This window comes from Chryseobacterium sp. MEBOG07, assembly GCF_021869745.1.
Lineage (GTDB): Bacteria > Bacteroidota > Bacteroidia > Flavobacteriales > Weeksellaceae > Chryseobacterium > Chryseobacterium viscerum.
Map to the genome: position 1 here is coordinate 3,389,203 of NZ_CP084579.1, position 26,937 is coordinate 3,416,139.

General features: G+C 35.1%; 21 protein-coding genes and 1 pseudogene. 13 read left to right on the forward strand and 9 right to left on the reverse strand.

What is annotated here, in order from left to right:
* Positions 1 to 63 precede the first annotated feature (63 nt).
* From LF886_RS15625 to LF886_RS15645, 5 genes and pseudogenes are all read left to right on the forward strand, one after another.
* A complete protein-coding gene (locus LF886_RS15625; protein ID WP_236850414.1) occupies positions 64 to 1,842 on the forward strand; it encodes a flavin monoamine oxidase family protein in 1,779 nt (592 codons plus the stop codon).
* 205 nt (positions 1,843 to 2,047) lie between these two features.
* Positions 2,048 to 2,998 (forward strand): helix-turn-helix domain-containing GNAT family N-acetyltransferase, encoded by a 951-nt coding sequence (locus tag LF886_RS15630; RefSeq protein ID WP_236850416.1) that lies wholly within the window; start codon positions 2,048 to 2,050, stop codon positions 2,996 to 2,998.
* 9 nt (positions 2,999 to 3,007) lie between these two features.
* A complete protein-coding gene (locus LF886_RS15635; protein ID WP_236850417.1) occupies positions 3,008 to 3,418 on the forward strand; it encodes a DUF2000 domain-containing protein in 411 nt (136 codons plus the stop codon).
* A 323-nt stretch (positions 3,419 to 3,741) separates the two neighbouring features.
* Complete coding sequence (locus LF886_RS15640) at positions 3,742 to 4,881, forward strand: vWA domain-containing protein (protein ID WP_236850419.1); 1,140 nt, start codon at positions 3,742 to 3,744, stop codon at positions 4,879 to 4,881.
* Between the two features lie 80 nt (positions 4,882 to 4,961).
* Positions 4,962 to 6,415, forward strand: a pseudogene (locus tag LF886_RS15645) (sigma 54-interacting transcriptional regulator).
* A 100-nt stretch (positions 6,416 to 6,515) separates the two neighbouring features.
* Here the strand turns inward: LF886_RS15645 and LF886_RS15650 are convergent.
* Positions 6,516 to 6,923, reverse strand: a complete 408-nt coding sequence (locus tag LF886_RS15650) for a YybH family protein (RefSeq protein WP_236850421.1) — start codon at positions 6,921 to 6,923, stop codon at positions 6,516 to 6,518.
* A gap of 427 nt (positions 6,924 to 7,350) precedes the next feature.
* On the opposite strand from LF886_RS15650, the gene LF886_RS15655 reads away from it, so the two are divergent.
* The 7 genes from LF886_RS15655 (at position 7,351) to arsB (ending at position 13,159) form a co-directional block, all read left to right on the forward strand.
* Entirely contained in the window at positions 7,351 to 8,175 is an 825-nt protein-coding gene (locus tag LF886_RS15655; protein ID WP_236850422.1) for a GyrI-like domain-containing protein, read from the forward strand.
* A gap of 70 nt (positions 8,176 to 8,245) precedes the next feature.
* Complete coding sequence (locus LF886_RS15660; RefSeq protein ID WP_236850424.1) at positions 8,246 to 9,367, forward strand: agmatine/peptidylarginine deiminase; 1,122 nt, start codon at positions 8,246 to 8,248, stop codon at positions 9,365 to 9,367.
* Positions 9,368 to 9,491: 124 nt separating this feature from the next.
* Entirely contained in the window at positions 9,492 to 10,436 is a 945-nt protein-coding gene (locus LF886_RS15665) for an MBL fold metallo-hydrolase (protein WP_236850426.1), read from the forward strand.
* Positions 10,437 to 10,620: 184 nt separating this feature from the next.
* The gene (locus LF886_RS15670; RefSeq protein ID WP_103235672.1) at positions 10,621 to 10,950 is read left to right on the forward strand and encodes an ArsR/SmtB family transcription factor; all 330 of its coding nucleotides are present in this window, start codon (positions 10,621 to 10,623) and stop codon (positions 10,948 to 10,950) included.
* Positions 10,951 to 11,025: 75 nt separating this feature from the next.
* Positions 11,026 to 11,496: a DUF6428 family protein gene (locus LF886_RS15675; RefSeq protein ID WP_236850427.1), complete on the forward strand. Its 471-nt coding sequence runs from the start codon at positions 11,026 to 11,028 to the stop codon at positions 11,494 to 11,496.
* Positions 11,497 to 11,510: 14 nt separating this feature from the next.
* Entirely contained in the window at positions 11,511 to 12,122 is a 612-nt protein-coding gene (locus LF886_RS15680) for a low molecular weight phosphatase family protein (RefSeq protein ID WP_236850429.1), read from the forward strand.
* Positions 12,123 to 12,124: 2 nt separating this feature from the next.
* A complete protein-coding gene (gene arsB / locus LF886_RS15685; protein WP_236850431.1) occupies positions 12,125 to 13,159 on the forward strand; it encodes an ACR3 family arsenite efflux transporter in 1,035 nt (344 codons plus the stop codon).
* A 66-nt stretch (positions 13,160 to 13,225) separates the two neighbouring features.
* Here arsB and LF886_RS15690 read toward each other — a convergent pair whose 3' ends face one another.
* The 8 genes from LF886_RS15690 to LF886_RS15725 all read right to left on the reverse strand — a co-directional run bounded on the left by LF886_RS15690 (position 13,226) and on the right by LF886_RS15725 (position 24,698).
* Complete coding sequence (locus LF886_RS15690; protein WP_236850433.1) at positions 13,226 to 18,289, reverse strand: hypothetical protein; 5,064 nt, start codon at positions 18,287 to 18,289, stop codon at positions 13,226 to 13,228.
* Positions 18,289 to 19,308, reverse strand: coding sequence for a hypothetical protein (locus LF886_RS15695; protein ID WP_236850434.1), 1,020 nt, complete (start codon positions 19,306 to 19,308; stop codon positions 18,289 to 18,291). The genes LF886_RS15690 and LF886_RS15695 overlap by 1 nt, the downstream gene beginning before the upstream one ends.
* Positions 19,309 to 19,321: 13 nt before the next feature.
* The gene (locus LF886_RS15700; protein WP_236850436.1) at positions 19,322 to 20,161 is read right to left on the reverse strand and encodes a hypothetical protein; all 840 of its coding nucleotides are present in this window, start codon (positions 20,159 to 20,161) and stop codon (positions 19,322 to 19,324) included.
* A gap of 594 nt (positions 20,162 to 20,755) precedes the next feature.
* A complete protein-coding gene (locus LF886_RS15705; RefSeq protein ID WP_236850438.1) occupies positions 20,756 to 21,202 on the reverse strand; it encodes a hypothetical protein in 447 nt (148 codons plus the stop codon).
* A 62-nt stretch (positions 21,203 to 21,264) separates the two neighbouring features.
* On the reverse strand, positions 21,265 to 21,705 hold the full coding sequence (locus LF886_RS15710) for a hypothetical protein (protein WP_236850439.1): 441 nt from the start codon (positions 21,703 to 21,705) through the stop codon (positions 21,265 to 21,267).
* A 195-nt stretch (positions 21,706 to 21,900) separates the two neighbouring features.
* On the reverse strand, positions 21,901 to 22,317 hold the full coding sequence (locus LF886_RS15715) for a hypothetical protein (protein ID WP_236850441.1): 417 nt from the start codon (positions 22,315 to 22,317) through the stop codon (positions 21,901 to 21,903).
* 225 nt (positions 22,318 to 22,542) lie between these two features.
* Positions 22,543 to 23,019, reverse strand: a complete 477-nt coding sequence (locus LF886_RS15720; RefSeq protein WP_236850443.1) for a hypothetical protein — start codon at positions 23,017 to 23,019, stop codon at positions 22,543 to 22,545.
* A gap of 17 nt (positions 23,020 to 23,036) precedes the next feature.
* Positions 23,037 to 24,698 carry a T6SS effector amidase Tae4 family protein gene (locus LF886_RS15725; protein WP_236850444.1) on the reverse strand — a complete coding sequence of 554 codons (1,662 nt, stop codon included), beginning with the start codon at positions 24,696 to 24,698 and terminating at the stop codon, positions 23,037 to 23,039.
* An 855-nt stretch (positions 24,699 to 25,553) separates the two neighbouring features.
* Here LF886_RS15725 and LF886_RS15730 point away from each other — a divergent pair.
* Positions 25,554 to 26,582 (forward strand): DUF5700 domain-containing putative Zn-dependent protease, encoded by a 1,029-nt coding sequence (locus LF886_RS15730; protein ID WP_236850445.1) that lies wholly within the window; start codon positions 25,554 to 25,556, stop codon positions 26,580 to 26,582.
* Positions 26,583 to 26,937: the final 355 nt, after the last annotated feature.

Genomic DNA, 26,937 nt, shown 5'->3' on the forward strand with positions numbered 1-26,937 from the left:
TTAACATTACCCCTTTCCGATTAGGATATAAATATTTCTTAGCACTTTAAAAATTATAAAACCATGAATCAAGAAAACGTAAACAAAGATACCCCGCTGTATCCGGGAATGCAGCCCGATCTGAAAGTAGAAGTAGCCATTATCGGTGCCGGAACTTCCGGATTATACACCGCTTTCCGTTTGGTTACCGACAATAAGTATAAAGCTCATGAAGTACAGGTCTTCGACATGAGTGACAGATTAGGCGGAAGACTGGAATCCGTGATTATGCCGGGAATGAACTTCTGGGGCGAACTCGGAGGAATGCGTTATCTGACTTCTCAGGAAATTGTAACGACTTTAATAGAAGGGTATCCGTTAAAAGAAAAAGACCTGAGTAAAAGAACCCCTGTATTAAAGGATAAGATGACCCCTGTTGAGTTCCCTATGGGTGAACCGGAAAAACTCTATATGTACATTAGAAAAGAATGTTTCAAACAAAATGCATGGACAGAAGAGCAAAAACAGGACAACAAGCTGATTACCCGTTATTTTCTAAATGAAAACGATGAGGGATTCAGTTCTGATCAGTTATTCAATAAAATTATTTTTAATGTATTAATGTCCGATCCGTGGGTAGCAGCAACCTATAAAGACAAGATTCTCTCGGGACCTAGCATTTATGATTTTACATTCAAACTCGACAGTAGAGATTGGGATGCTATAAAACCAAGAATGATTTACAATTTCCCTGGCTCTCCTTATGACAAGCGTCTGGTCAACGATATCGGTTTCTGGAATCTGATCAAAGACCAGGTTTCTCAGGAAGGATATGAATTCCTGGCTAATGCAGGGGGATATTATTCCAATACCATTAACTGGAATTCTGCTGAGGCATTTCCTTATATGGTAGGAGATTTTTCTGCTGATACGACCTACAAAACCATTGAGGAAGGTTATGACAGCATCGCCTATGCAGTAGCCAACGCTTATATGGAACATGAAGGAGCCCGTATCTGGTCTGAGAATAAACTGATTACTTTCACTAAAGATCATCATTTAATCGCGACTCATAAATACGAGCTTACTTTCCTGAATATACAAAGCAACACGACATGGAAAGTATATGCCAATTCAATAGTATTGGGCATGCCTAGAAAGTCCCTTGAACTTCTGGATCAGAATAATTTCTTTTTTGATGCTAATAAACATACTGAACTCAACAAAAATATCCGCTCTATTATTATGGAACCGGCCTTTAAAATCCTGATGGGATTTGAGCGTCCATGGTGGAAAGAACTGGATATTGATTCCGGACACTCTATTACAGACCTGCCAATGAGACAGTGTTATTATTTCGGTACCGATCCTGAAACCAAAAACTCAATGCTCTTGGGAAGTTATGGTGATATGGAAACCGAAACATTCTGGAAAGCCCTTTCTGATGACAAAGTCCTGTTTAAAGTAAGAGCAGCCAAATCAGCATCACTGGAGGAATTACACAAGCTGGATGATGTTCAGGCAACTCAATTCATGGTAAGTGAATTGATGAACCAACTTAGGGAACTTCATGGTGACAAAGTAGATATTCCTGAACCGTATGTCACCTATTTCAGAGACTGGACAGATGATCCTTATGGCGCAGGATATCATGCATGGAAAGCTGGTTTTTCAGTAAAACATGTTATGCCTTATATGAGAAAGCCACTAGTGGATGAGCATATCCATATTATCGGTGAAGCCTATTCTGATCAGCAGGGCTGGGTAGAAGGAGCTTTCTGTGAAGCTGAAAAAATGCTTCAGGATCATTTTAAATTAGACTGGCCATACTGGTTAGATCCTGAATATTACTTAGGGTGGTAAACCATTTCTAGAATAATAATAAAGCTTCGGATTATTCCGGAGCTTTATTGTTTTCATTTCACAGCAAATCACTGCTCAGAAAGCTTCTCTGATATCTTTCTCGATCGTATCTAAATATATTTAATCATTTTTTAACTCAACGTATTCATAGTTTATTAATTAATTTATTACATTTGCATAACTAGTTATATAATTAATTATACTTATGGATTTATTTGAAAAAACGGGGAAAATTGCACTGGGCAGCAGATTGCGGTTTATGGCTTCAAATATGACAGAAGAAGCCGCAAAGATTTATGAACTGTATGAGGTTGATTTTTCACCCAAATGGTTCCCGGTCTTCTTTGTACTCTCTGAAGAAGGTTCAAAAACCATTACCGAGATTGCAGAAGAAATAGGACATTCTCAACCTTCAGTAACCAAAATCATCAAAGAAATGATCTCTGCAGGTTTGGTAAAGGATAATCAAAAATCAGATGATAAGAGGAGAAATATTGCAGGACTTACGGAAAAAGGGAAAGAATTTTCAGCCAAAATAAAAATACAGTGCACAGATATTGATCATGCCATAGATGAGATGATCAGCGAAGCTACATACAATCTTTGGGAAGCACTTGCAGAATGGGAGCATCTGTTTGAACAAAAATCTTTACTCTCAAGAGTAAAAGAACAGAAAAAAGCCCGTGAAAGTAAAAATGTAAAGATCGTTGATTATGAACCCAAATATCAATCAGCATTTAAAGCCCTCAATGAAGAGTGGATCTCTACCTATTTTAAAATGGAAGAGGCTGACTACAAAGCATTGGATAATCCTGATGAATATATTTTAAATAAAGGAGGAAAGATACTTGTGGCTTTATACAATGACGAACCGCTTGGTGTCTGTGCTCTTATAAAAATGAATGATCCTATTTATGATTTTGAGCTGGCAAAAATGGCTGTTTCTCCAAAGGCACAGGGAAAAAATATAGGCTGGCTGCTTGGACAGGCAATCATCAGCAAAGCACAAGAATCCGGAGCATCAAAAATATACCTTGAAAGCAATACCATATTGAAACCTGCCATTAATCTGTATTACAAACTGGGCTTCCAGAAAGTAACCGGACGTTCAACCCCTTATGAGCGCTGTAATATTCAAATGGAATTAATTGTATAAAAATAAAATATGTACGATAAAAAAGTAGCCGTTGTCATTAAAGATGACCTGTTACCATGGCAAAAACTTAATGTTGTTTCTTTTTTGGCAGGAAGCATTGCCATTCAGTTTCCGGAAACCCATGGTGAAAAATTCGTAACTGCAGACCAGGAAGAATTCTTACCTTTTATAAAGCATCCTACCCTTGTCTATAAAGCTGAGAGTACAGAAAAACTTCAAAGAGCATTCCGCCGGTCAAAAGATCGGGAGCTGGCAATCGGGATCTATACCCAACAGCTCTTTGACACCCGATCCGGTGAAGAAAATGTTCTTGAAATAGCAAAACATACCGCATATCATCTGGATCTGGTAGGTATGATCGTGTATGGTGAAAATAAAAAAGTAGATAAAGCTTTAGATGGATTAAAATATCACGAATAAAGCGCATCCAAATTCTCTGAAGGCTTACCCACAATACAATTGATTTTTCCAGACTATTCTACGAATGCACAAATTTTCATTGTGCATTTGTTGTTAAAAAAACAAACATTTATATTGATTCAAAAACCTTTTGTAAGAAATACATTATATACGATTTCCATATCACTACCATTAGTATTTTCTATTTCTCAAGAGAAATCTTAAGATGATATTTACCTAACTTTTCAGTTTGAAACAAATTAAAGAATATAGAATATTTCAGGCCGTTTAATTACATCAGCTGAAGTATTCGAAAGCAAACAGTAAAATAGCTTTATCATCTTATGACAGATAAAAATTTTAATCCTCAGAAAGGCTTTATATTCAGCAAACATGTGCCGGAGGAATTATCTCATTTCGACAGGGTCTTTGATGTTTTCAAAGATTTGCTTACCCACACCTCCGGAGATATTGAGGAAGCTTTTGAATGGCTCGATATGCTTGACAAGGAATATGACATTTTCAATGATGAATATACCCTTCAGGATTTTGAAGAAGATTTGAAAAAAAGAGGCTATATCAGAGAAGAAGATCCGGAAGAAGGAAATACGGGAAGCGGAAAAGGTAAAAATATATTGACTCCAAAGCTGGAGGCTGCCCTGCGTGAGTATGCCTTAGACCAGATTTTTGGAAAACTGAAGAAAAACGGAGCTGGAAACCATCGTACCACAAAAACAGGAATTGGAGATGAGCGGGATGGAGAAAACCGGTCCTTCCAGTATGGAGATGATTTAGCCGCTGTGAATATGACTGAAAGTCTAAGAAACGCTCAGATCAATAACGGAATTTCAGACCTTCGCCTCACAGAAGACGACCTCATCGTAGAAGAGACAAAACATAAAGCACAGATGAGTACGGTTTTGATGATTGACATCAGCCACTCTATGATTTTATATGGTGAAGACCGCATTACCCCAGCCAAGAAAGTTGCTATGGCACTTGTGGAACTGATTAAAAGGAAATACCCAAAAGACTCTATTGATATCATTGTTTTCGGAAATGAAGCATGGCCCATCAAAATCAAAGATCTTCCCTATCTGAAAGTCGGGCCTTATCACACCAATACCGTTGCAGGTCTGGAACTGGCAATGGATATTCTTCGCAGAAAAAGGAATACCAATAAGCAGATTTTTATGATCACCGATGGAAAACCAAGTTGTATTCAGCTGCCTAGCGGAGAGTTTTATATGAACAGTTTCGGGTTGGATGAAAAAATTGTCACCCAATGTCTCAACAGAGCTGCACAAGCCAGAAAACTGAAAATTCCCATTACTACTTTTATGATTGCCCAGGATCCTTATCTGCGTCAATTTGTAGAGGAATTTACAGCTCAAAACAAAGGAAAAGCCTTCCTGACCGGACTATCAGGTTTAGGGCAAATGATTTTTGAGGATTACGAGAAAAACAGAATAAGAAGAATATAGAGGTCAGAGGTCAGATTTCAGACTTGCTATCAAAAATATTTAAAATAAAAATCTTACCAGATAATTAGTATTACAAGAAAATGAAAAACGATATTACATTCAAAGAATTAAAAGATTCCGGATATACAGATAAAACAATCAATGAGGAAATCCAGGCGAACCTAATTGCAAGGATCAGAGCTAAAGAACCAGTTTTTGAAGGGCTTTGGGGCTATGAAGACACCGTTGTTCCTCAATTGAAAAAAGCCATTCTTGCCGGTCACCATATCAATTTATTAGGATTACGAGGACAGGCAAAAACAAGAATTGCAAGAAGTATGGTCAACCTTCTGGATGAATATATGCCTATTGTAAAAGGATCTGAGATCAATGACAGTCCATTCAATCCTATTTCAAAATTTGCAAAAGATCTCATTGCCGAACTGGGTGATAAAACGCCTGTTTCATGGGTTCACCGCTCTCACCGTTTCTATGAAAAACTGGCTACTCCGGATGTCAATGTTGCTGATTTAATTGGTGATATAGATCCCATCAAAGCAGCCACTTTAAAACTTCCTTATTCCGATGAACGTGTTTTACATTATGGAATGATTCCGCGTGCCAACCGTTCTATATTTGTGTTAAATGAATTACCGGATTTACAGGCTAGAATTCAGGTTTCTTTATTTAATATTTTACAGGAAGGAGATATTCAGATCCGTGGATTCCAGTTGAGAATGCCTCTTGATATTCAATTTGTATTTACAGCCAATCCGGAGGATTATACCAATAGAGGAAGTATTGTTACCCCTTTGAAAGACAGAATCGGGTCCCAGATTTTCACTCATTATCCAAAAACAATAGCGCTTGCCCGACAAATTACCGAACAGGAAGCTTTAATTTCTGCGGAAGATAAAGCACAGATACAGATTCCTGATTTTGCGAAAGACCTTTTGGAAGAAGTTGCTTTTGCAGCTCGTATTAGTGAATATGTAGATGCTAAAAGTGGTGTAAGTGCCCGTCTTACAATAAGTGCTATGGAAAACTTAGTCGCAGCAGCCAAGTTACGTTTAATTGAATCCGATGCAGAGAAAACGACAGTCCGTTTGCTTGATTTCATGTCGATCATACCCTCTATCACAGGAAAAATTGAACTGGTATACGAAGGGGAACAGGAAGGAGCAGATTATGTAGCCAAAATATTGATTGACAAAGCGGTCATTACTCAATTTGAGCGTATATTCCCCGTATTTCCAAACTGGAAAAAGAAGGAATCAAAACACCTTATACCGACCTGATCAGATGGTTCAATAAAAACCACCTGGAACTCAATTACAATGATACGGATGAAGAATTCTATGCTAAACTTGATAAGATAGAACCTCTGGTAACAGTAGTTGAAGAAAATGCGTCTGAACTGAGTGCAGAAGATCAGAATTTCTGTAAAGAATTAGTTTTATGGGCATTAACGATCAGCAATAAAATTGATAAGTCTGAAAATCAGAATATTTTCACTTTTGATTCTCCGGGAATCGGCCAATTTTTGCGCAACTAAAATCAGTTGATTATTCATCAGTAAATAAATAAAAACCTTCAGATTTGATCTGAAGGTTTTTTTGTTTACCGAGAAACATTGCTCAGCATTATTTTTAGCTTTACACCATATTATCATTTTTAAATACAGCAGAACCAAAAGGGTTATCTACCAGCCACAGCCAGTTTCCGTTTTCATCTCTTTTCATAATGCAGGAAGTATGACCTGTCATTTTTATAGGATGTCCGTCCGGAGCATTTCCCGTCATTTCCCACTGATCCAGCCACATCGCAATATCATTCACGACCGTTATATGGGGTGTTCCCCCTTGTATATTCATTTTTAGCCTGCATATCTCATCCATTGCCAATTGTATCTCATTCAGCCCTCTCAGCTCTCTCCCATCTCTGTCAATGTATACCGCTTCCGGATGAAAACAGCTTAAAGCCCCTTTAGCATCCCCATTTTTTATACAGTCGCGAAAATACGCTACTGCACCCTCTTGTATTTGTCTGTTAAAATCCTGCATTTATTTTATATTTCGGGCACTCAATTCCTTTTCTAATGCCTTCTTGTTTTTATTCCAGCTATTCACCGCAAAAAGGGCAAAAATAACAGGGAGAAAAGTCATAAGCCCCAACCCTTTGACTATGATGCTATAAATAGCAATACCAACCAATACTCCCAGGATTACAGCATTGACAATATCATTGGATTTGGTCTTTTTTTCTTCTCTAATAATTCCTGATCGGTTAAGTCTGACAATTCTTTTTCCATGGTTTGTTGAAAGCTTTTAGGTTGTTATTTTAGTTTTAAAATGGTAATTTATATTGGTTTTTTTTAAATTATTTCCAGTTTTTTACCTGAAGCTAAAATACAATATTGCTGAGACATTTTTTTATTTCTTTTATTTGTAATTTATTTCATGTTACCTATTTCTGAAAATTTCAAAGCTTATGGAAGACAACCTGAATTGTATTTACAGAGTTATCAATTTCATGGAAAAGAATTATGATCAGCCTGTTTCCGTAAAGGAACTGGAAGATATTTCCCATTATTCTTACCGAAATATCCAGCGTATTTTCAAGTACAGCTGTGGAGAAACAATAGGAGCTTTTCAACAAAGATTAAAGGTTGAAAATGCCTATAAACGGATTCTGTATACCCAGGAAAACCTCACCTCTATTGCCATTGAAGTTGGTTTTTCCAATATTGCTTCTTTTTCCAAAGCTTTTAAACAACATTTTGGGATTTCACCAAAAGCAGCAAGATTAAGTAAGGAAAAACTTCTGTGTGAAGATGAAATCATTCCGGTAACATCTGACGAACTGCTGGAACCGGAGATTGTATATTTTAAACCGTTGCAGGTATATTATCAAAGTATTAAAACCTATTACAACAATGAAGAAATTGAGGTGTTGTGGGAAAAGTTTATGGAAAATAAATTCCCTGATACCGGGACAGAATATTTTGGAGTTATCGCCGACGAACCTCTGATCAAAACTGAAATCAACTGCCGGTATGATTCATGTGCAACCCTACAATCTAACCATAAAAAACTGCCTTCAAAAATGATATTTGGTGGCAAATATGCCAGGTTTACCCATGCAGGCAGCTATGAAACGATAGATGACACCTACACTAAAATCTATTCCCGCTGGATTTTTAATTCAGGGCTTGAATTTTCTCATACTCCGATCATAGAAAAATACGAAAGACATACAACTTCTGAAGAGGATAAGGAAAACCAAATCACTTACATTTTATTACCCTTGAAATAAGTTGTCAATTTGGGACAACTTTAAGAATTTTCACAAATCTAATTTTGCATTGTTAAAAAATAAATCAATTATGCAAAAAAAGAAAATCATGTTCCTGTTATTACCTGTTTTTTTAATGGCCTGCTCTCAAACAGAGCCTATAGAACCTCCAGGAACTACGAACCCGGGAACTCCTGTTTACAAAATGCCGGAAGAATCTGCAAAGCACGAGGGGACCTGGCTTCAATGGCCTCACCAGTATCAATATGGAACTACCTACCGTAACCGATTGGATGCAACCTGGGTAGCAATGACCAAGGAGCTGGCACAAAGTGAGAAGGTTCACATCGTTGCGTACAACGGGATAGAAAAAGACCGTATTGTAGGATTATTAAACAGTGCCGGAGTTCCGCTTACCAATATCAATTTTAAGCTTTATCCCACAGATGATTTCTGGGTAAGAGATAACGGGCCTATTTATGTAAAAGATCAAAACGGGCAGTTATTTATTCAGGATTGGGGGTTTAACGGCTGGGGCAATAAAGCAGACTATAGCAAGTGTAATACAATTCCTTCTAAAATTGCTGCAGATACCAACATTCCAAAAATCGATCTCAATTCGGTTATGATCAATGAAGGCGGAAGTGTAGAAATTGATGGAAACGGAGTATTGATGGCGTGTAAAAGTTCCATCCTAAATAGCAACAGAAATCCTGGAATGACCCAGCAGCAGGCAGAAGCAATATTTACCCAAAACTTAGGGGTTACCAAGTTTATCTGGTTGAATGGGAAAGCCGGACTCGACATTACAGATATGCACATTGATGGTTTTGCAAGATTTGCCAATTCTTCCACCATTATCACTATGAATCCTAATGATCTGGCTTACTGGCAGGTTCCGGATGGCGATATTGACAAATTATATGATGCAACCACAAAAAATGGCTCTGCTTATCAGTTTGTAAAGGTTCCTTTGACCAGAAATGATGTGATAACCACTTATGGAAAGAATGTAGGCCGTGCCTCTTATATCAATTATTATATTGCGAATAACCGTGTATTGGTACCTAACTACAACGATCCCAATGATGCAGTTGCCAACAATATTATCCAGCAGCTTTATCCTGGTAAAACAGTAGTGGGAATAGATTGCCGTAATTTATTTGCCAATGGCGGAATGGTACATTGTGTAACCCAACAACAGCCTCAATAAAATAATACTCAAATAAAGCTTGCTGATTTTCAGCAGGCTTTATTACTTCAGAATGCCAGTCACCAAAAATAGCGTAAATTTGCTCTGCCCATCTCGTAAAGGATGGTTTTCCAGTGTAAGTATTATGAAAAAAACAGCAGTTTCTTTATTAGCCCTTCTTCTGAATATCGTTTGCCAGGCACAAAATTTTGATGTTATTCCATTAGGGATCTATGGTGGTGAGCAGGAAGACAATTTATCTGCCTATTTGGTAGGCGCACCGAAAGACAATTCATTTCTTTGTCTTGATGCCGGTACCGTAAATGCCGGGATACGAAAAGCTATTCAATTAAAAAGCCTTGACGGTTCAGCAGAAACGGTTCTTAAGGATCAGATAAAAGGATATTTTGTATCACATGGTCATTTGGATCATTTATCGGGACTTATTATCAACTCTCCGGCCGATTCTAAAAAAGATATTTTCGCGATAGCACCCGTGATTCAGATTTTGCAAAATCATTACTTTATAACAGATACCTGGATTAATTTTGCTGATCAGGGTCAAAAACCGATGCTTGGAAAGTATCATTATAATGAGCTTCAGGAAGGAACTGAGATCCCAGCACCTAAGACCCCATTTTTTATAACAGGCTATGAGCTGAGCCATGTAAATCCTTATAAAAGCAGTGCGGCATTAGTAAGAAGAGATGATCATTACCTGCTTTATCTGGGCGATACAGGCGCTGACCGCATCGAAAAGTCTGACCGTCTTGATCACCTTTGGACTACAATAGCACCCCTTGTTAAAAAAAGACAGCTCAACACCATATTAATTGAAGTTTCTTTCCCTAACAGCCAGCCGGAACATCTGCTGTTCGGCCACCTTACTCCTACCCTTTTGGTTGAAGAGCTGAGTAAACTGAAAGAAAAAACCGGACAAAACAGCCTTGAAGGTCTTAATATTGTAGTTACCCATAGAAAACCTACAGGTGACAATCCTGAACTTATCAAAAAGGAATTATTGAAAACCAATCCTTTAAAAGTAAATTATGTTTTCCCTGAACAAGGCAAAAAAATTAGTTTACCCTAATAAAAGATCAAAAGATGAAGCATAATTCCGCTTCATCTTTTTTTATATCTTGCTTTACCACATATTTTAAAACAGATATAAAATATTGATTTTTATATATTTAAAATTTATTTATAAAAATTAACACGTTTTGCATGGCTGCATAAAATTAATATCGTAATATTGCGATATAATAATTAAAACAATGGGAGTTACTAAAACAGAAATCTATACTGAAGAGCAAAATAAACTGGCTTCTCTGCTTAAAGTTTTGGGGCATCCTGCCAGAGTAGCTATTCTACAATATATCATTCACCAAAAAGCATGTATCTGCAATGATCTGGTTGAAGAACTTGGTCTGGCTCAGGCTACGATCTCTCAACACTTGAAAGAACTGAAGAATATCGGGATCATTAAAGGCTCTATTGATGGGAAATCTGTCTGCTACTGTATTAATGAAAATGTGTGGAAAGATATTCAAAATGAATTCAATGCATTCTTTAATCAGGATGTTACTATAAAACAATGCTGCTAAGGCATTTTTTTTGAATCAAATCATCGTAATATTGCAATATAACATTATAATTTTAATCTTTAAATTTTAATCACTATGAGATTATCAGAAATCAAAGAAATTCTTCCTACATTGGAAAACGTTGAATTTCAATTGGAAAACGGCAGTTTTGTTCCTGAGCATTTCCACGTTACGGAAGTTGGCCAGATTATAAAAAAATTCATCGATTGTGGCGGTGTCACCAGAAATGAGACAATCATTAACTTTCAGTTATGGGACGCTGATGATTATGAACATCGTCTGAAACCCGGTAAACTCCTTCACATTATTCAGCTTTCTGAAGAAAAACTGGGAATAGAAGACACGGAAATTGAAGTTGAATATCAGGGGGAAACCATTGGTAAATATGATTTAAGTTTTAATGGGAAAAACTTTGTCCTTAACAATAAAACCACGGCTTGCCTGGCCCAGGAAGCTTGTGGAATTCCTAACGAAAAGCAAAAGAAAAACCTGTCTGACTTCTCTGTAAACCCTTCATCCTGCAATCCTGCTTCAGGCTGCTGCTAATACCTTAGAATGCTATGTATCAAAAATTAGTAAACACCATCCAATCTCTACAGTGGGAAAATATAGATGCTGATAGAAAGGGAGTTCTGGAGCCATTGATCAGTTTCATTCAGCAAAAGGTGGATGAAGGAAAACAAGTCAATATCAATTTTATCTGTACTCATAATTCACGCCGCAGTCATTTGTCACAAATCTGGGCGCAGGCAGCCTCTTCCTACTTTTCTATTCCGGGTGTTCATTGCTATTCCGGAGGAACAGAAACAACCGCTTTGTTTCCCAAGGTTTCAGAAACATTAGCCGATCAGGGCTTCAGTATTTTCAGCATTGCTGAAACAGCCAATCCCGTGTATGCAATACAGTATGATGATAATGATTTGCCTATCATAGGTTTTTCAAAAAAATACGATAGTCCTTTCAATCCTGTATCCGGATTTGCAGCCATTATGACCTGTTCACAGGCAGACGGTGGATGTCCGTTTATTCCTGGTGCTGAAAAAAGAATTCCCATCACGTTTGAGGATCCTAAAATTGCAGACAATACTCCGGAACAGACAACAGTATATGCTGAAAGAAGCTTGCAAATTGCAGAAGAAATGTTTTATGTTTTTTCAAAAATCAACCAATAATCATGCAGCCAAGATTAAAATTTCTTGATCGTTATCTTACTTTATGGATATTCCTGGCCATGGGTATAGGAATTGCTTTAGGGCATTTTTTCCCAGCCATTCCTGATATGATCAATTCACAGTCCATAGGAACAACCAATATTCCTCTGGCGATTGGGCTCATTCTCATGATGTACCCGCCATTGGCTAAAGTTGACTATTCTCTTCTGCCATTAGCATTTAAAGATAAAAAAGTAATTGGCGTTTCCTTATTTCTCAACTGGATAATAGGACCAGTCCTTATGTTCGGACTCGCTATCCTTTTTTTAAGACATGAACCTGATTATATGGTGGGTCTTATCCTTATCGGGCTGGCAAGATGTATTGCAATGGTACTCGTCTGGAATGACCTGGCAAAGGGAAATAGAGAATATGCAGCTTTACTGGTTGCGTTGAACAGTATTTTTCAGATATTTACTTACAGCTTTATGGTATGGCTGTTTATCAATGTATTGCCTGATCAATTGGGCCTGGCCAGCTTTAATGTAAATATCTCTATGAAAGATATTACTGAAAGTGTACTCATCTATCTGGGAATTCCGTTTTTAGCAGGTTTTATCAGCCGTTATATTCTGATAAGATCAAAAGGCACCGCATGGTACAACAGAAAATTTATACCTGCAATATCCCCTGTTACATTATACTCCTTATTATTTACCATTGTACTGATGTTTAGCTTAAAGGGAAGCAAAATACTGGAACTGCCTATGGATGTGGCAAAAGTAACCATACCGCTTATCATTTATTTTGTTTTGATGTTTTTTGTGAGCTTTATAATTAATAAGTTATTAAAGATTCCTTATGATAAAAATGCATCTATCGCCTTTACCGCTACCGGAAACAATTTTGAGCTGGCCATTGCTGTGGCGATTTCTGTATTCGGAGTTCATTCACCGCAGGCATTTGTAGGAGTCATTGGACCATTGGTAGAAGTCCCGGTATTGATATTACTCGTGAAAGCCAGTTTATTCATGAAAAAGAAATGGTATCCTGAATAATCTTACCGTTTGTAATAAGAAAAGCATCACTGTTTCTGTGATGCTTTTTTGTTGTAATTTCAAGTTTTAATACATTTGATTTTCTGCATATTTATAAACCGTCTTTTCATCCCAAACAAATAATTGGATAGAGGTAAATGGTTTTATTTTATATGAGGATCCTGTGCTTTTGATGTCAAAGCCTTGTGCATCGTACTCGTTAGCATTTAATACCAGTATTCGCTGGCCTGGAAAACATTTTCCTAATGTAAAATGCGTATTTGGATCTGTACATCTAATGACCAACATTCTATTATCAGAATCATAATATTGAACTCCAGACTGCTGTTCGATCATTCTATGAGATAATCTCATTCTATTATCTTCATTGGTAATCTCATCATTAAGATAGGCTATCTCTCCGTTTGGAATAAATAATGTATTAGGTTTTTCATCCTTTGATTTAAAGTTTCCAGTAGCTTTTACTGAACCTGAAACATTTATCTTATCTACACCATTAGCTTTTGTACCTATACCAATCCTGTAATCTCCTCTATTGAAATTAATACCTTCCCAACCTTTATACGTACTTGAATATTTATAATACTCATCTTTTAATACCGTTAAATAGAATCCATCCTTTTTATTATATATACCAGATTCTCCACCCTGATGATTATCAACAACAAATAATCCATTCCCTGTGATATTCGTAAACTGCTTGTTTAATATAATTCCATCATTGGACATATTATTCCAATTATCGATATGACTTTGTGAAAAATCGGCGTCACTCCACAGTTTATACCAGTTACTAGACCATTTATCATCAATCCCTTTTCTTATTTTAAGCATAGGTATTCCTGCTCCATTTACCTCCGTTTGATTAGCAAAAGCTAATTGGTATGAAGAATCTCCAGTGGATGCAGTGGTGCCATCCCAAGGAGCATAAGTCATTACACCTGCATAATTTCCAGTACCTCCAACATGTCCAGCGTTAACAAAATCAAATCTAACTCTACGAGAATTGCCATTGGGTGCAACAACTGTATTGGGATCTCTTGAACCATCTCTTGAGGTAATAAAATAGTTTGAAGCTAAAACTCCTGTTGAATTGGTCAAATTTATCCATTGTCCGTCTTCACCCTCTGGTAGACCGGTTAGAGTTTGATTGGCAAAATTAGATGACACCCAAGATCGAGTAGCCAAGAATACATACCCATCTGTTCTATGATATATGTAAGGCGCTCCTGTTGATAAACCATTTGAAAATCCTAGTGTTTCAGCATTTTCTGCAGAATTAATTTTATTATCAGGATTAAAATTATTAGTAGTCCAAAGCCTCTCTCCATCTGACAACAAAGGAATATTACCTTTTTTCGTCATGACTGTTGTATTAACACCCTGCCAATACTCTAAGTGATCGCTGAATAAAGGGAAATCTATTCTATGGTACCATGTATTACTTCCTGCAATGTGTAAAGAGTTACCATAAGTAGACGGAAATCCAGTACCTGAGGCCCAATCTGTAACACTTAAAGGAAAATCAGTTTTTACCGAAGCTGCATCTTGATGTAATCCTCTTTTCGCTAAGTATTCGCCAGGATTAAAATTACTAGAAGTCCAAGGAATAGCACCTTGAATTTTAACAACACCACTATCTGAACTTAATAATAAATCACCACTATTTACAGCTCTAACGGCAAAATTATCTCCTGAACCTCCCCCTGAAGCGGCGCCTCCATCGGCTCCCATATAAGCGATAGCTTTAGTCCCGTCATACTTTTCCCAAGTCAAATAATTTCCTGTTTGTGCAGTACTTTTCCACCTCCCTAACATCGCTGGAGACTCCATATTAAAAGCACCTGTCATAGTACCACCCTCTTTTCTAAGATAGTTTCCTAACTCGGAAGCTGATACAAAACCTGATAAATCAGAATATTCAGCAAGTCTTTTCCAAGGCGTTTGATTTCCTGCATACCAGGTTTTATAATAAACACCTTGTTCTTTAGATGTTGGTACAAACAGAGTAAATCCTAAATCTTTTGATGTCTTAGAATACCCATTAAAATTTGCAAAGGTTCCTTCAAGTGTTTTATTGGCTAGCTCACCATCAAAATTAGAACCTGAGTTGGCTGTTGAAATACTTTGTAATCCATTGGGCACTAATTCAGATTGATTAGTGATACCTCCTCCTTTATTTATATGATAATAATTATCTAAGTCTGTCTGAGTTGCCGGATTCGTTAAGTTATTGGTTGTCCAAAACTCCTGGAAAGTCCCCCAATCAGCAGCATCATAATCTTGTTTTACAAAACCTATTCTATCATTATATTTAGATGAAACAATCGCTGTCGATTTTTTAACATCGCCTCCTAAGTATGAAGACATCCATAAAACATCTGACCAGCCAAAATTAGAATTACCCATCTGAGAACCTTCCAACATCTGTAATTTTAATTTACCTGGTCCAAAATATATTGAATTAGGTTTTTCCTGCCCGCCTCCTATATAATCTGCCCCTAGATAATTATTTGCACCATACTCTTTATGTTTCCAATCTCCTGAATTACCATCTACTTCTGAAAATATTCTACCACTATTTTGTACAAATGCTTTATATCCTGTAGAACTTACATCACCAAAGTGAAAATTAATACCTTCACCTAAGACATGGCCGCTACCTTGAAAATAAGACATTCCATAAGTATCAGCATTACCAAAAGACCATATTCTGTTTCTTTGATTAGCTTTAAAATATCTATTTAAAAATCCTTCATCAGTTTGAATAACTCCCTTTGAATGTATTCCATTGGCAGGAATAAATTGTGAATCAGTATAAGCAGAAGATGCCAGTAAACCACCTGATAAAATGACTTGCGCAGCATTTCCATTCAGTGCGCCTATAGGTTTATCTGAATCCAAGGCCCAATACTCACCAATATTTTTCTTTTCCCAAAATGTATTTTCAGAAACAAGTTCTTCTTTTGTAAGGAGATGTTTAAGATTGATTTGAACTCTTTTTGTGCCTCCCGGGTCTGGATTATCCGAAACTGAAGTAACACGGTTTTTCCCCTGGCCCAAACCACCGTACCCCACAGTAAGTTTTACATCAAAACCCTGCCAATAGCTCATTGGAGGAAACCATATCGTTAATTTACCATTGAAATTTAAACAAATTACATAGTTGAAATAATTAAGTGTAGAATATCCACCTTCTGCGACAATAGTATCATTGTATATATATCCCTGTATTTTACAATCTAAAGGTAAATATGTACCTCCAAAATACATATTACCTTTCATTTCTAAAAGAAATTGATGCCCCTCAGTTTGCGAGTAGTCTACATCAGTCTCAATGAATGTACCGTTTATAAAATTTCTTGTAGAATGATAAAAAGCATCTTCCTTAACTAAATGATCGATAGCACCGCCACCCGCAGTTAAAATATAATCATCTGTATATCCGAGTTTAATAAAACCTCTTGACGAAACTTTACCCGCATCAGAAAACTCTACATAATTATTCCAATCCCAATCTTCTGCATTATTTGAAGAAGAAGGAGCAAATACTAAATTGTTATTTGCCGGCCTATGCAAAGCCCAGGATTTAGAAGAGGGAATTTTAAATTTAAAAGGTATTCTGTTATAATAAGATTTAGAAGCAGATATATCTTCATCAGTGTTTTTTGTCTGGTAATCATCTAACAAATTGAGAGTTGCTACCCCAACATTAGAAATATAAGCTAAATAATCAATATTAGATTGTGGTAAATTTTCCGTATTCCAATAATCAGCATAAGACTGATAAGGAGAAATTCCTTGCGAACTTCCCTGATACTGTCTTAAACCAGCACCATTCTTTTTGAACATAATAAGATTCTGGAGTCCACCGGAACTGTCTGGATATCCTCCGAAATGAAGATAATCTGCAAATGGTGAAGAATCGTCATTATTCCAAGATGTAAATCCATACTGTAAAGATTTTGCCGGAATATCCCCAGGTTTTAATGTTCTAATATCCCAATAATTATAATAACCTCTCCAATTAAATACATCGTTTGAAGTGATCCCATAAACTGGGTGTGATGTAGGAATATAATTATTGGGATTAAAATTCCTACTGTCCCAAGCCACCCGCCAGGGTGTCCAATTCCCTGCAAAACCGCCTCTATAAGCAAGAGAACCAGCACTCACATCTCCATCATTATATTTGATTTGCAACTGAGCATTTGTGTCTTGAGCACCTAAGTGAAGCATTGGAGAATATAACCAATTGGCACCGTGCCCATCATTGTTTGTTCTATAGACTCCAGAAACTCCAGAAAGATCATTAAAATGATCATTGTACTGAACATGTTTTGGAATATAGTTATTAAATACCCAGTCTTTTGTAGAAAGAATATCAGAAACTGGAGTAATTATTTGAGATCCATACTGATCAAAATCAGTTTCTAATGCATGGGTCCACCCATTGCTCCAATTATTATCCCAAAAACCATATTGTGTCTGAACTCTTGATACTTCAAATGAGAAATAATTATTCCAAAAAGTATTAGGATCTCCTAATAAAATACTAACATATCCATCAGTACCCATACCAACTCTTATTACGTTGGTAGGAAAATTCTCTGTTACTTCCCACAGAGCCTTTGAACCATTGGCAACAATCGCCCCTGATACATATTTATAAAAGCTTACATTTATTTTCCCGAGATATTGAGCTTCATAACCATAAACGTTAATGTCAATACTAAACATAGTCTGGTCAGGATGTGCCTGTGGCATTTTTATAGCCAAAATACCTGTGTTCCCAGAACCATAATTAAAAAAACCTTGATAAACTTTGTTAAATACCAGAGTATCATTCTGTGACTTTTCAATCGCTCCATTACTGCTAAAGGAGAGATTGTTGGAGCCGAGTTTAACATTTTTAACAGCTCCATTATATGGAACCAAATTAGTCATGCTTGCATTGGTCATTAATCCCAAATCAGCAATAATCTCAGCTTTTGTTCTTTGAGATATTTTCTTTGTAGTGGGGTTCCAAACCAACACAGAACCTGTATCGTTTGGAACACTTTTTACGATGATTTCGCCTTCTACATCGATGTGATTGTTAAAATATTCAGGTGCTATTAGTGATGCCATTAATCAAGTCTTGCGGTTAAAGTAATTCTATATTCATCTTGAGTAAGAGGTGCCAGAACGTCTATTCGTACGTCATTGGCAGAGATCGTTACACAGCTTACATTTATTTTTCTATTATCCGTAGTACGGTAACAGATATAATCAACATTCCAGGTATTCCAATTATGATTAATGGGAAAAGTAACGGAAAAACCATCTCCAATCAGTACTGTTTTAGATTTGATTTTTGCATCCAAAACAACTTTTGTAGATCTTGGAGTCATTGCTTTAAGGGTATCAGTTCCCGCAATAGCTTCAGCTTCTGTAGCGATTTGAATGAGTCCTTTCACACTCTCTGTGGCATCTACAATGTCAGGAATTCCTTTTTCTATAATCTGATAATTTTTAGGAACATTTGAACCATTATCAGTATTAGCAATAAGGTGGTCGCCAATAGAAACGGGCTCACTTCCAACCCAGCCATTGGCTGTAATAACCCATACCATACCTGTTTTAATGGTAGCTGATGTAATTGGTAGCGGAGCTGTCATTGAGCCTTTAGCAGTAGAAGGAATATACCCTCCCGGCTGATAAATCAACGCTCCTGTAAGGCTTTGCCCCACTAAGTTTTCAATATAAGTTTTAATCTTATTGGATGACCATGTAAATGTACCTGACTGTACGGCATCATTCAGGAAAATAGAGACAATATCTGCATTGCTAAGATTTCTACCTGCTATTTTGATAACATGTCCTGAACTATTGGTCAGTATCTGACTTAGCAATAGAAGTCCGCTTGTTTGATCCGTTTGAAATGGATTATTGGTCAGTGGATAATCAGGGTGTACGTAATTTTGGGCCAGATTAATCCATTTGGTTCCGTTCCATTGGTGCAGCTCATTTTTATAATCAATGATCCAGCCTGGGAGCGCTTTATCCGTACTGGGAAGCGTATCAAAATATTGAAAACGGGTATGTTGCAGCTCTCCAAAAAAATTATCCTGATGGGCGTTATTACTTATTACTGCGTTATTATTCATGTTTTTTATTTTTTTATGGTTTAACTTTTAAAATGAGAATATTAATGGGATGAACGATGTCGCCAAACATCTTAATTTCTATGGTTTGGTTGGTTGCGTAATCGTCAATATTTATTTTTTTACCCGTAACACTGTCCCGGGCCTGGATGATCACATTTTCAGTTTCAAGGGTGTTTGGAAATACTGTACTTTCTGTGACTTGTACCACTGCACTTGTAGGGGTCTGTGATATCAACAAAATCTTATCATAGATTTTCTTATTAAATTCCTGTTGATTTTTCGGGCTGCCTACCCCATCATAGTCAAGTAACAGCTTTACTTTATCTTCACTTGTTTCCCCCGAAAGAGCTTTTAAAGCTTCAATATCCTCACGGCTTTTCTTAATGAAATCCACGATTTCCTGAAGTTCATCTAAAGACAGATCATTGGATAACAGTAGCTTTTTAATATTTTCTATCTTCTGGGCTAAGTCTTTATCAGCATTTTTCAGTTCATTAACAAAACCGTCTATCTGTATTTTAGTATACGCATTACCCAATTGGTCAGAACCATCAATCGTAGCAGCATTGCTGATTCCCAGTTTACTTTTCCAGCTGGTAACATGAGCTGGGGTTAGATTACCCGCATCCCGTAAAGCCAGGTATTCCGAATGGGCCTTTGGGTCTTTTAAATGTGCTTGAAAGGCCTCTGCACTGGCAAATAATTGAAAAATGTCCTCAAACCCTTCAATACTTTCCTTAGGGATTGGGTCATCCTTGTGGTAAAAAGATGAAAATGTTTCTTTAAACTGTGCTTCTGTTGGAAAATCTCCAGTTTCAAACCAACTGAAAATTGTTTGTAATGGTGTACTCATGTGTTTTTTTGAAAATTACTTTTGATAAAATTGATAAGTGGAGAAAGAGCGATATTGCTCAAAGCATAATCGCCTTGAATGGAAGTCTATAGTTCCTGAAGTCAATGACTATTCACATTATTCAGAGCTCAAAGTTCAGATTTATTCAGCTCTTATAAAAGTTTTTCGACCTCCCTATTCTGTAGTTGCAGTATCCTTTATTTTTATGAAATCTGATGATATTGCTTCATCATTTCAAGGTTCAAAATTCCTTTTTTTTTCAATCCTATGAAAGTTTTTTGAGCCCTCCATTCTGTAGTTGCAGTAAGTATACTGTACTTCTAAAAAAATATAAAGAAGCATTTTTCAATAGTTTCATTATTTATTTTATTTAATAATACAGGGTAAGGAGGTACTGAAAGCTTATTTAAGAATCAACCGGTGTATGTCTACATTAAAAAAGGCTCGGATTATAAAATCCAAGCCTTAATTTTTTTCCTATATCCAGCAAAAATTCAATTACTGAATAGAAAGTATGATTCACTTTATTCTTAAAGTTGAAGAGTATAAGAATTGTGTCTTAACAAAGTTAGCAACTTCAATTGCTAGTGTCTGTTATGGAATAGTTTCAATTGAATATATTTTTAAACGTCCATTTTCTTTTTTTAATGTAATTAAGGTGGACGCTCCTTCAAATTCTGCTTTTTTGTGAGGATCAGTTGTCGAGTATGATAAAATAAAATTAGTTCCTTGTTTAGTAAAAGTTGAATTAGATTTTTTCAATAATTTATAATCTAATAACTTTATTACTTCCTGTAGATTATTTTGGACGAATTTTTTGTTTTCTATTATGTATTGATTATCATATCTGTTTTCAATTTCACAAATACTACACTGAACATTATTGGTAAATAGAGAATTTAATTTTTTATCCTTTTTGGGGTATAAAGAATCTAATTTTGCAAGTAGCTTAAATGCTTCTTTCTTCTCTTCTACATATTTTTCCTGGGATTGTACTCCACAAGAAATCAGAATCATAAGAATAAAAAATATGTTTTTCATTGATTAAGTTATTTTAAAATAAGCAATATTGACTTCTATAAAAATAAATTCATCCTTCGTAATTAAAAAGATGGATTTTTTGAAAGAATTAATGAGTCAACATCTTTGACTTTTATATATTTATTAATTTGCTTAGTAGCAAACCTATCCAGTTCTTTACTTTTATAAAAAGACAAGCAATTTCCAAATACAATTTTTCCTGCTTTTGCCTCAGAAATCTTACCGATTGATTCCAATGAGTCTTTCTTCATTTTATTTATTTTCGATGCCAAAACAGCATCTATCTCATCATCAAATAAAGCTATTGCAACAGGGTCATAGAGCGTCTTATCTATATCATATATTCTATTTACAAGGTCTTTATTTTCATATCCTTTCAATAGACATTTTTGTAAAGTTCTATCCTTAAAATGTTGTACTGTTAACTCTTCTTTAAAACTACTTTTATTAACCGTACATGAAACTAAAAAATACCCTGAAATTAGAATTGCTATTTTTTTCATATAATTTTAATTTATTCAAAAGGATAAACAAAAATAGCATAATAAAGAAAGTATTTAAAAACTTCCAATTACTATCTTAAAAATATATCAAGAAATGACTTTTTTGTTTTTGGTAATTGAAATAATGTCTTCTGAGAAAGAAAGAAATATTTATATTTTACTCTTTCATAGAAATATTCATAACTGGAATTTATCTTATTTTTTAATTTCTTCTATCGATGTTGCTTCACTTATAATTTGAGGAAAATTTGAATGCTGAATATAAATCTTACCTTCTCTGTCAGAAAATTTAAATTCTATTTGTGATACCCTTTGTTCATACAAATTTGTTTCTTCATCATAAGTCAAAACTTTGTATTTGAGGTTACAATGATTAACATCTTTAAAATCGCAAATTAAATTTTCAATTATTTTGAAGCGAATAAATAACTCGTCTTTATTTGTACGTCTAATTTTTAAATCAATTAAATTATCTCGAATCTCATATTTAATGGGCACATACCATTTCTCTCCATCAATTGGAAGTGAATATGCAAAATATGTTAGATTATTCGGGCAATTATTTTCCGAAGCTTGACAAAATAATGATTGCCAAGCCAATGATAGAAGCATAATTATAAATATTTTTTTACACATTAGTTTACATTATTTTAATCCATTTTTTAAATGAATATCAATTCAACAAACTTATTAAAATTGTTATAAGAATAAAAAACATATTTTTCATTGATTAAGTTATTTTAAAATAAGAATGATTGGCTTTACCTGTCTGTGGTAGAACCAATCATTTATTAAAGTAAATCTTTAGTATTTTATTTAAAAAATGAGTTTAATATTCTAGTTTCTTTCTTCTTTTAAATTTATTTTATAATACTTTTGAGTTATTTTATTGAGTTCTTTACTCTCATAAAAACTTAAACAAGTAGAAATAATAAAATTTTTACCCTTTATTTCATTCTCATTTTCATTAAGTATGTATACAGGAGGAAGATTAGATATTATTTGCTTCGCTATGCTATCTTGTATTCTATCTTCTATAATAAATGGCTCATCAGAAGGAGTAAATAAATCTTTCTCTGCCATTAATTTTCCTATTTTAAAATTAGTATTCTCTCCATATCCATGTTGTAGACATTTATAAAAGACAGCATCCCTAAATCTTTTGGTATAAAATTCCTTTTCATTGTTTTTTTGTGTTCTATCACTTCGATATCTGAATTGTGGTCTTTTATTGATAGAACATGAATACATTAATAAAAAGGAAACGATAGGTATAATTAATTTTATTTTAGTCATAAATCTTAAATATTTCATTATTAATTTATAAATATTTATTGTAATATCCAAACATCTATGTAATCTATTGGGGCATCGTAAAAATGACATCCATTAATACAAGTACCATTAGGTTGTAATATATCACCATGTCCGGAGGCCCACGCAGAATTACTAGAAACTAAAGAATAAATTCCTTTTATATCTTTTAATATAACTGGCAGATTAACACCATTTACTCCCGCTTGGTTTCCTGTAATATGAATGTGATTTGAATTATATGGAGTAGTAGAAGTTGCTGGATTGGTTCCAAAAGTTTTTCTCATCCATGCATTCAATTTCTTTGCACTTAAAAAATAATATTTTCCATCTCCTCCTTTAAATGTATGGTTTGGTATATTAGGAATTTTAACCCCTGAATAATTTAATGCTATTGAAACTCTCAAAGCACATGCATTATCATAATCATGGTCATTATTTGGGTTTGAATCATTTAAAACGCCATCTCTCAATGCTTTTGGAGTACCCTTGACAATTTCATATATAGCAGGTCCCGAAAGTCCTTTTCCGTTCACGTCTTTAGGAAATGCATCATAATAGTTTTGCCAACTAGGTAGTGACTGAGGGGGAAAGGTAAGGTTAGGATTGTCCCAATATGCTGTGTCGTAATTTTCATCAGCTTTTCCCTCAGAAGTCCCTAAAAACCAATTTTCAAACTGTTCCCACGATGTATTTGGATTATTTTGTTTGAATTGTAATGCCCAAGTAATAAATTCTCCAGACTCAGCACTTCCATAATTAAAATCATAAAACTTTTTTAAGCCGTCATAAAATTCAGTATTGGCTGTATCATAAAGAACAGCTTTCAAATCTGCGGGGAGCCTTTTAACGTAAAAAAAGAATGCACTAAGAGTTGGAATTGTTGGAGTGTCTGTACCACCTCCTAAGCCTGTAGTAGGTCCCATATCACCACCTCCTGGTGAGCCATCAATTCCCAGACTTGTATCTGCTGTACAAACTAATGCTACCATTGTAATATGCTGAGCTGCGTAACCTCCTTTATTTTGCCAATTGCATTCTCCCCAACTACTTTCGTTACCTTGGTGATGTTCTCCCGTATAGCAAGAGAAATACATATCTACAGTTTTATAAGAACATGATTCTGCTCCTCCCATACTTCTATTAGAAATCACTCCTCCATAAGTTCCTTTTACAAGTTCAATAGCAGTAGCTCTACCAGCTGTTTTCACTCCTTTTCCTGCAAGCAGGTTAAGTTTTTCCTGTTGTGTAAAATTGTACGTTACTAAAAGCTCCTTATAGCTTCCATCAGACAAAGAAGATAACACCAGATTTTCTAAAGGAGCATTTTCAGGAGCATTTTCTCTTACCAAATTAAACGTGTAAGTGTGTAAGCTTGGACCATATTCAATGTAAGTTACATTGTCTGTGTCAATCGAAACACCATTTGCGAAATCAACCGATTTGCCTGATGCATTAGTTTTGATTTCTGTTAGATTGTTTTGAGCCTTTTGTAATTCAGTTTTAAGAACTAGTTTGTGTTTACTTTGTTCTAGACGAATTGTTTTAGATGTTGGTCTGAATTGACTACTGTTGCTGTGTGTCTCTTCTTGCTCTGTTGACAGTTCATTCCTACAGGAATATAACAAGACCATAATAGTTACCAAAGAGAGTAACCTCACAATAAATTTGTTTTTCATTATATGTGTTAAATTTAAAAGTTATTTAGTTTTCTGGGTGACAAAGATATAAAATCATTAAATCATTTAATATGGTAAACCTTATTTTGTTTAATAAAGCAAATATATATTGTCAAAGCGACAAATACTGTCGTATTATAAATTATTCTCATAAGATTAAAAAGATATTATGAGAATTTGGGGTTTATCTAGAATCTAAAGACCCATTTCAATATCTGAACCAGCTTTTTATATATGGCTTAACTACCTATATGAACAGCAAGTCCCTCAAATTATATTGGTTTTGGTATTACCCCCTCTTTTTAAAATCAGGCTTTTTCTATTTATCTGAAAAAAGATAAAATATTTTTAATTTGGAGATTTTTCGCGAAATACAACAGGCAGTTTTACTCCTAAAAATTCACTAAATATGGTAATAACAATCTTTGTTATATAAGAAATATGGGGAAGAAAAATTAAATAAAAAAAAAAAAAAACTACTGGTTATCAGTAGGTTTGCATTTAATGCTTACGGGATGGGAGGCTTTCAGCAGAGCACCTAATACTACTATTATCCTTCTTAGAAAGCATTAAATAAAACAAAAACTCTATATTCTTTAAAAGTAAGGCACTGCATTAGTAGAGCTTTATTTTGTTAAGGCAAAACATTCGAATCGCTCCAATTATTTATTGGTCATTAAGGTTCTCTTCCTTTTTTCAGAAATTAGCAAACTCATGATTTGTTATATTTTTAAAATTCAATGACCTTACCAACTGGCTTTAGTGGAGAAATTACGTGTATTACTTTAAATACTTCTGATTTGTCATGTGTTTTATTGTACTTTAGCCACATAACGTTCATTAAAAAACAAATCAATGATTAAACAAATAATATGTACTTTGTTTGCTTTTCTGTCTTCTCAGATGGTGTATTCCCAAACCTTTGATGACAGCACATGCTGGGAATATTTTAAAATAACTCAAGACTTAAAAAATGATAAACCCCTGGACAAAAAAACATGGAATCAATTTTTGAAAAATGAAGCCATGCAGGTTTATATTAAGGATCAGGGTTGGGACAGTATTTTCATAGATGGGTACAGGAAGAACATGGAAACCGTTTATATGCCAAAAAACAGTACTGCCCTGAAGGAAAAACTGAAAACTCCAATGAAAAACTGGTGGGTCTATATTATCAATGAATATAAGGTGAATGAGGATCAAATGAAAAAATATCTTACCGATATTAAAAAAGATCCAAAACATTATTTTGATACCTGTTATCAGTATACCTATCAGATGCTTCCAAAGAAATATCAGAAAAAAGCTGAAGACTATAAAGTGACCATTATCCCTATACACAATGATGCGCATGTGAGGAATAGCTGGATGATATTCACTCTGATGTGTGCATATTTTCATGATAACAATAGAATGGGAGCCATGGGAGGCCACGAGCTTCATCATGTATTAAGACCCCAACTTGTATTTGAAGTAGAAGATGAGGATGCAGTTATTATAAATTTGCTTCAGAGAATACTGAATGAAGGAAGTGCTGATTTAACGGATAAGATCTATGAGGGAAAAGATGCAGTAAAACTATTGGAGTTTCAGAGAGGAGCGCGTGAAGAATTCATAGCAGATGGAGCCAAAGTAATTAAAAATATTGATTCTCTATTGTCTGTAAAGCCATTAGACCGATCCAAGTTAAAAATGAATAAGCTGATCAATACGGGGAATACCAGTGGGCATGTTCCGGGGTGTTATATGTCCGCTATTATAGATAAAGCAGGCTTCAAAAAAGATTTAATCAAACATGTTGAGGATCCTTTCCAATTTGTATACTTATATGATAAAGCTTCAAAAAAGATAAGGATGCCTACGTTCTTTCTGCCACAACGATGAATTTGGTACGCGAATTAGATAAAAAGTACAGATCTAAAGCAACAATAGAGCATCATCAATAGGTGTGAAGCTGGCAAAAATAAAAAGGACAGATCAGCGATCTGTCCTTTTATGTTTTTGGAAATTACATTATAAAAATATTCTTGCAGAGCCGGATAAAAGAACACATGTCAACAGAATAATAAATAAACATACATCTTTGAATTTCTGAATAGAAGGTTCATTCACTTACATCCTGTTATTCATAACACTTATTTATTTGCTTAAGCACTTTTCTCATCTATATATCTTTAAATTGCAATTAAAATAAACTAACCGTTCACATTTTGAACGGTTAGCATTTAAATATTTCTAC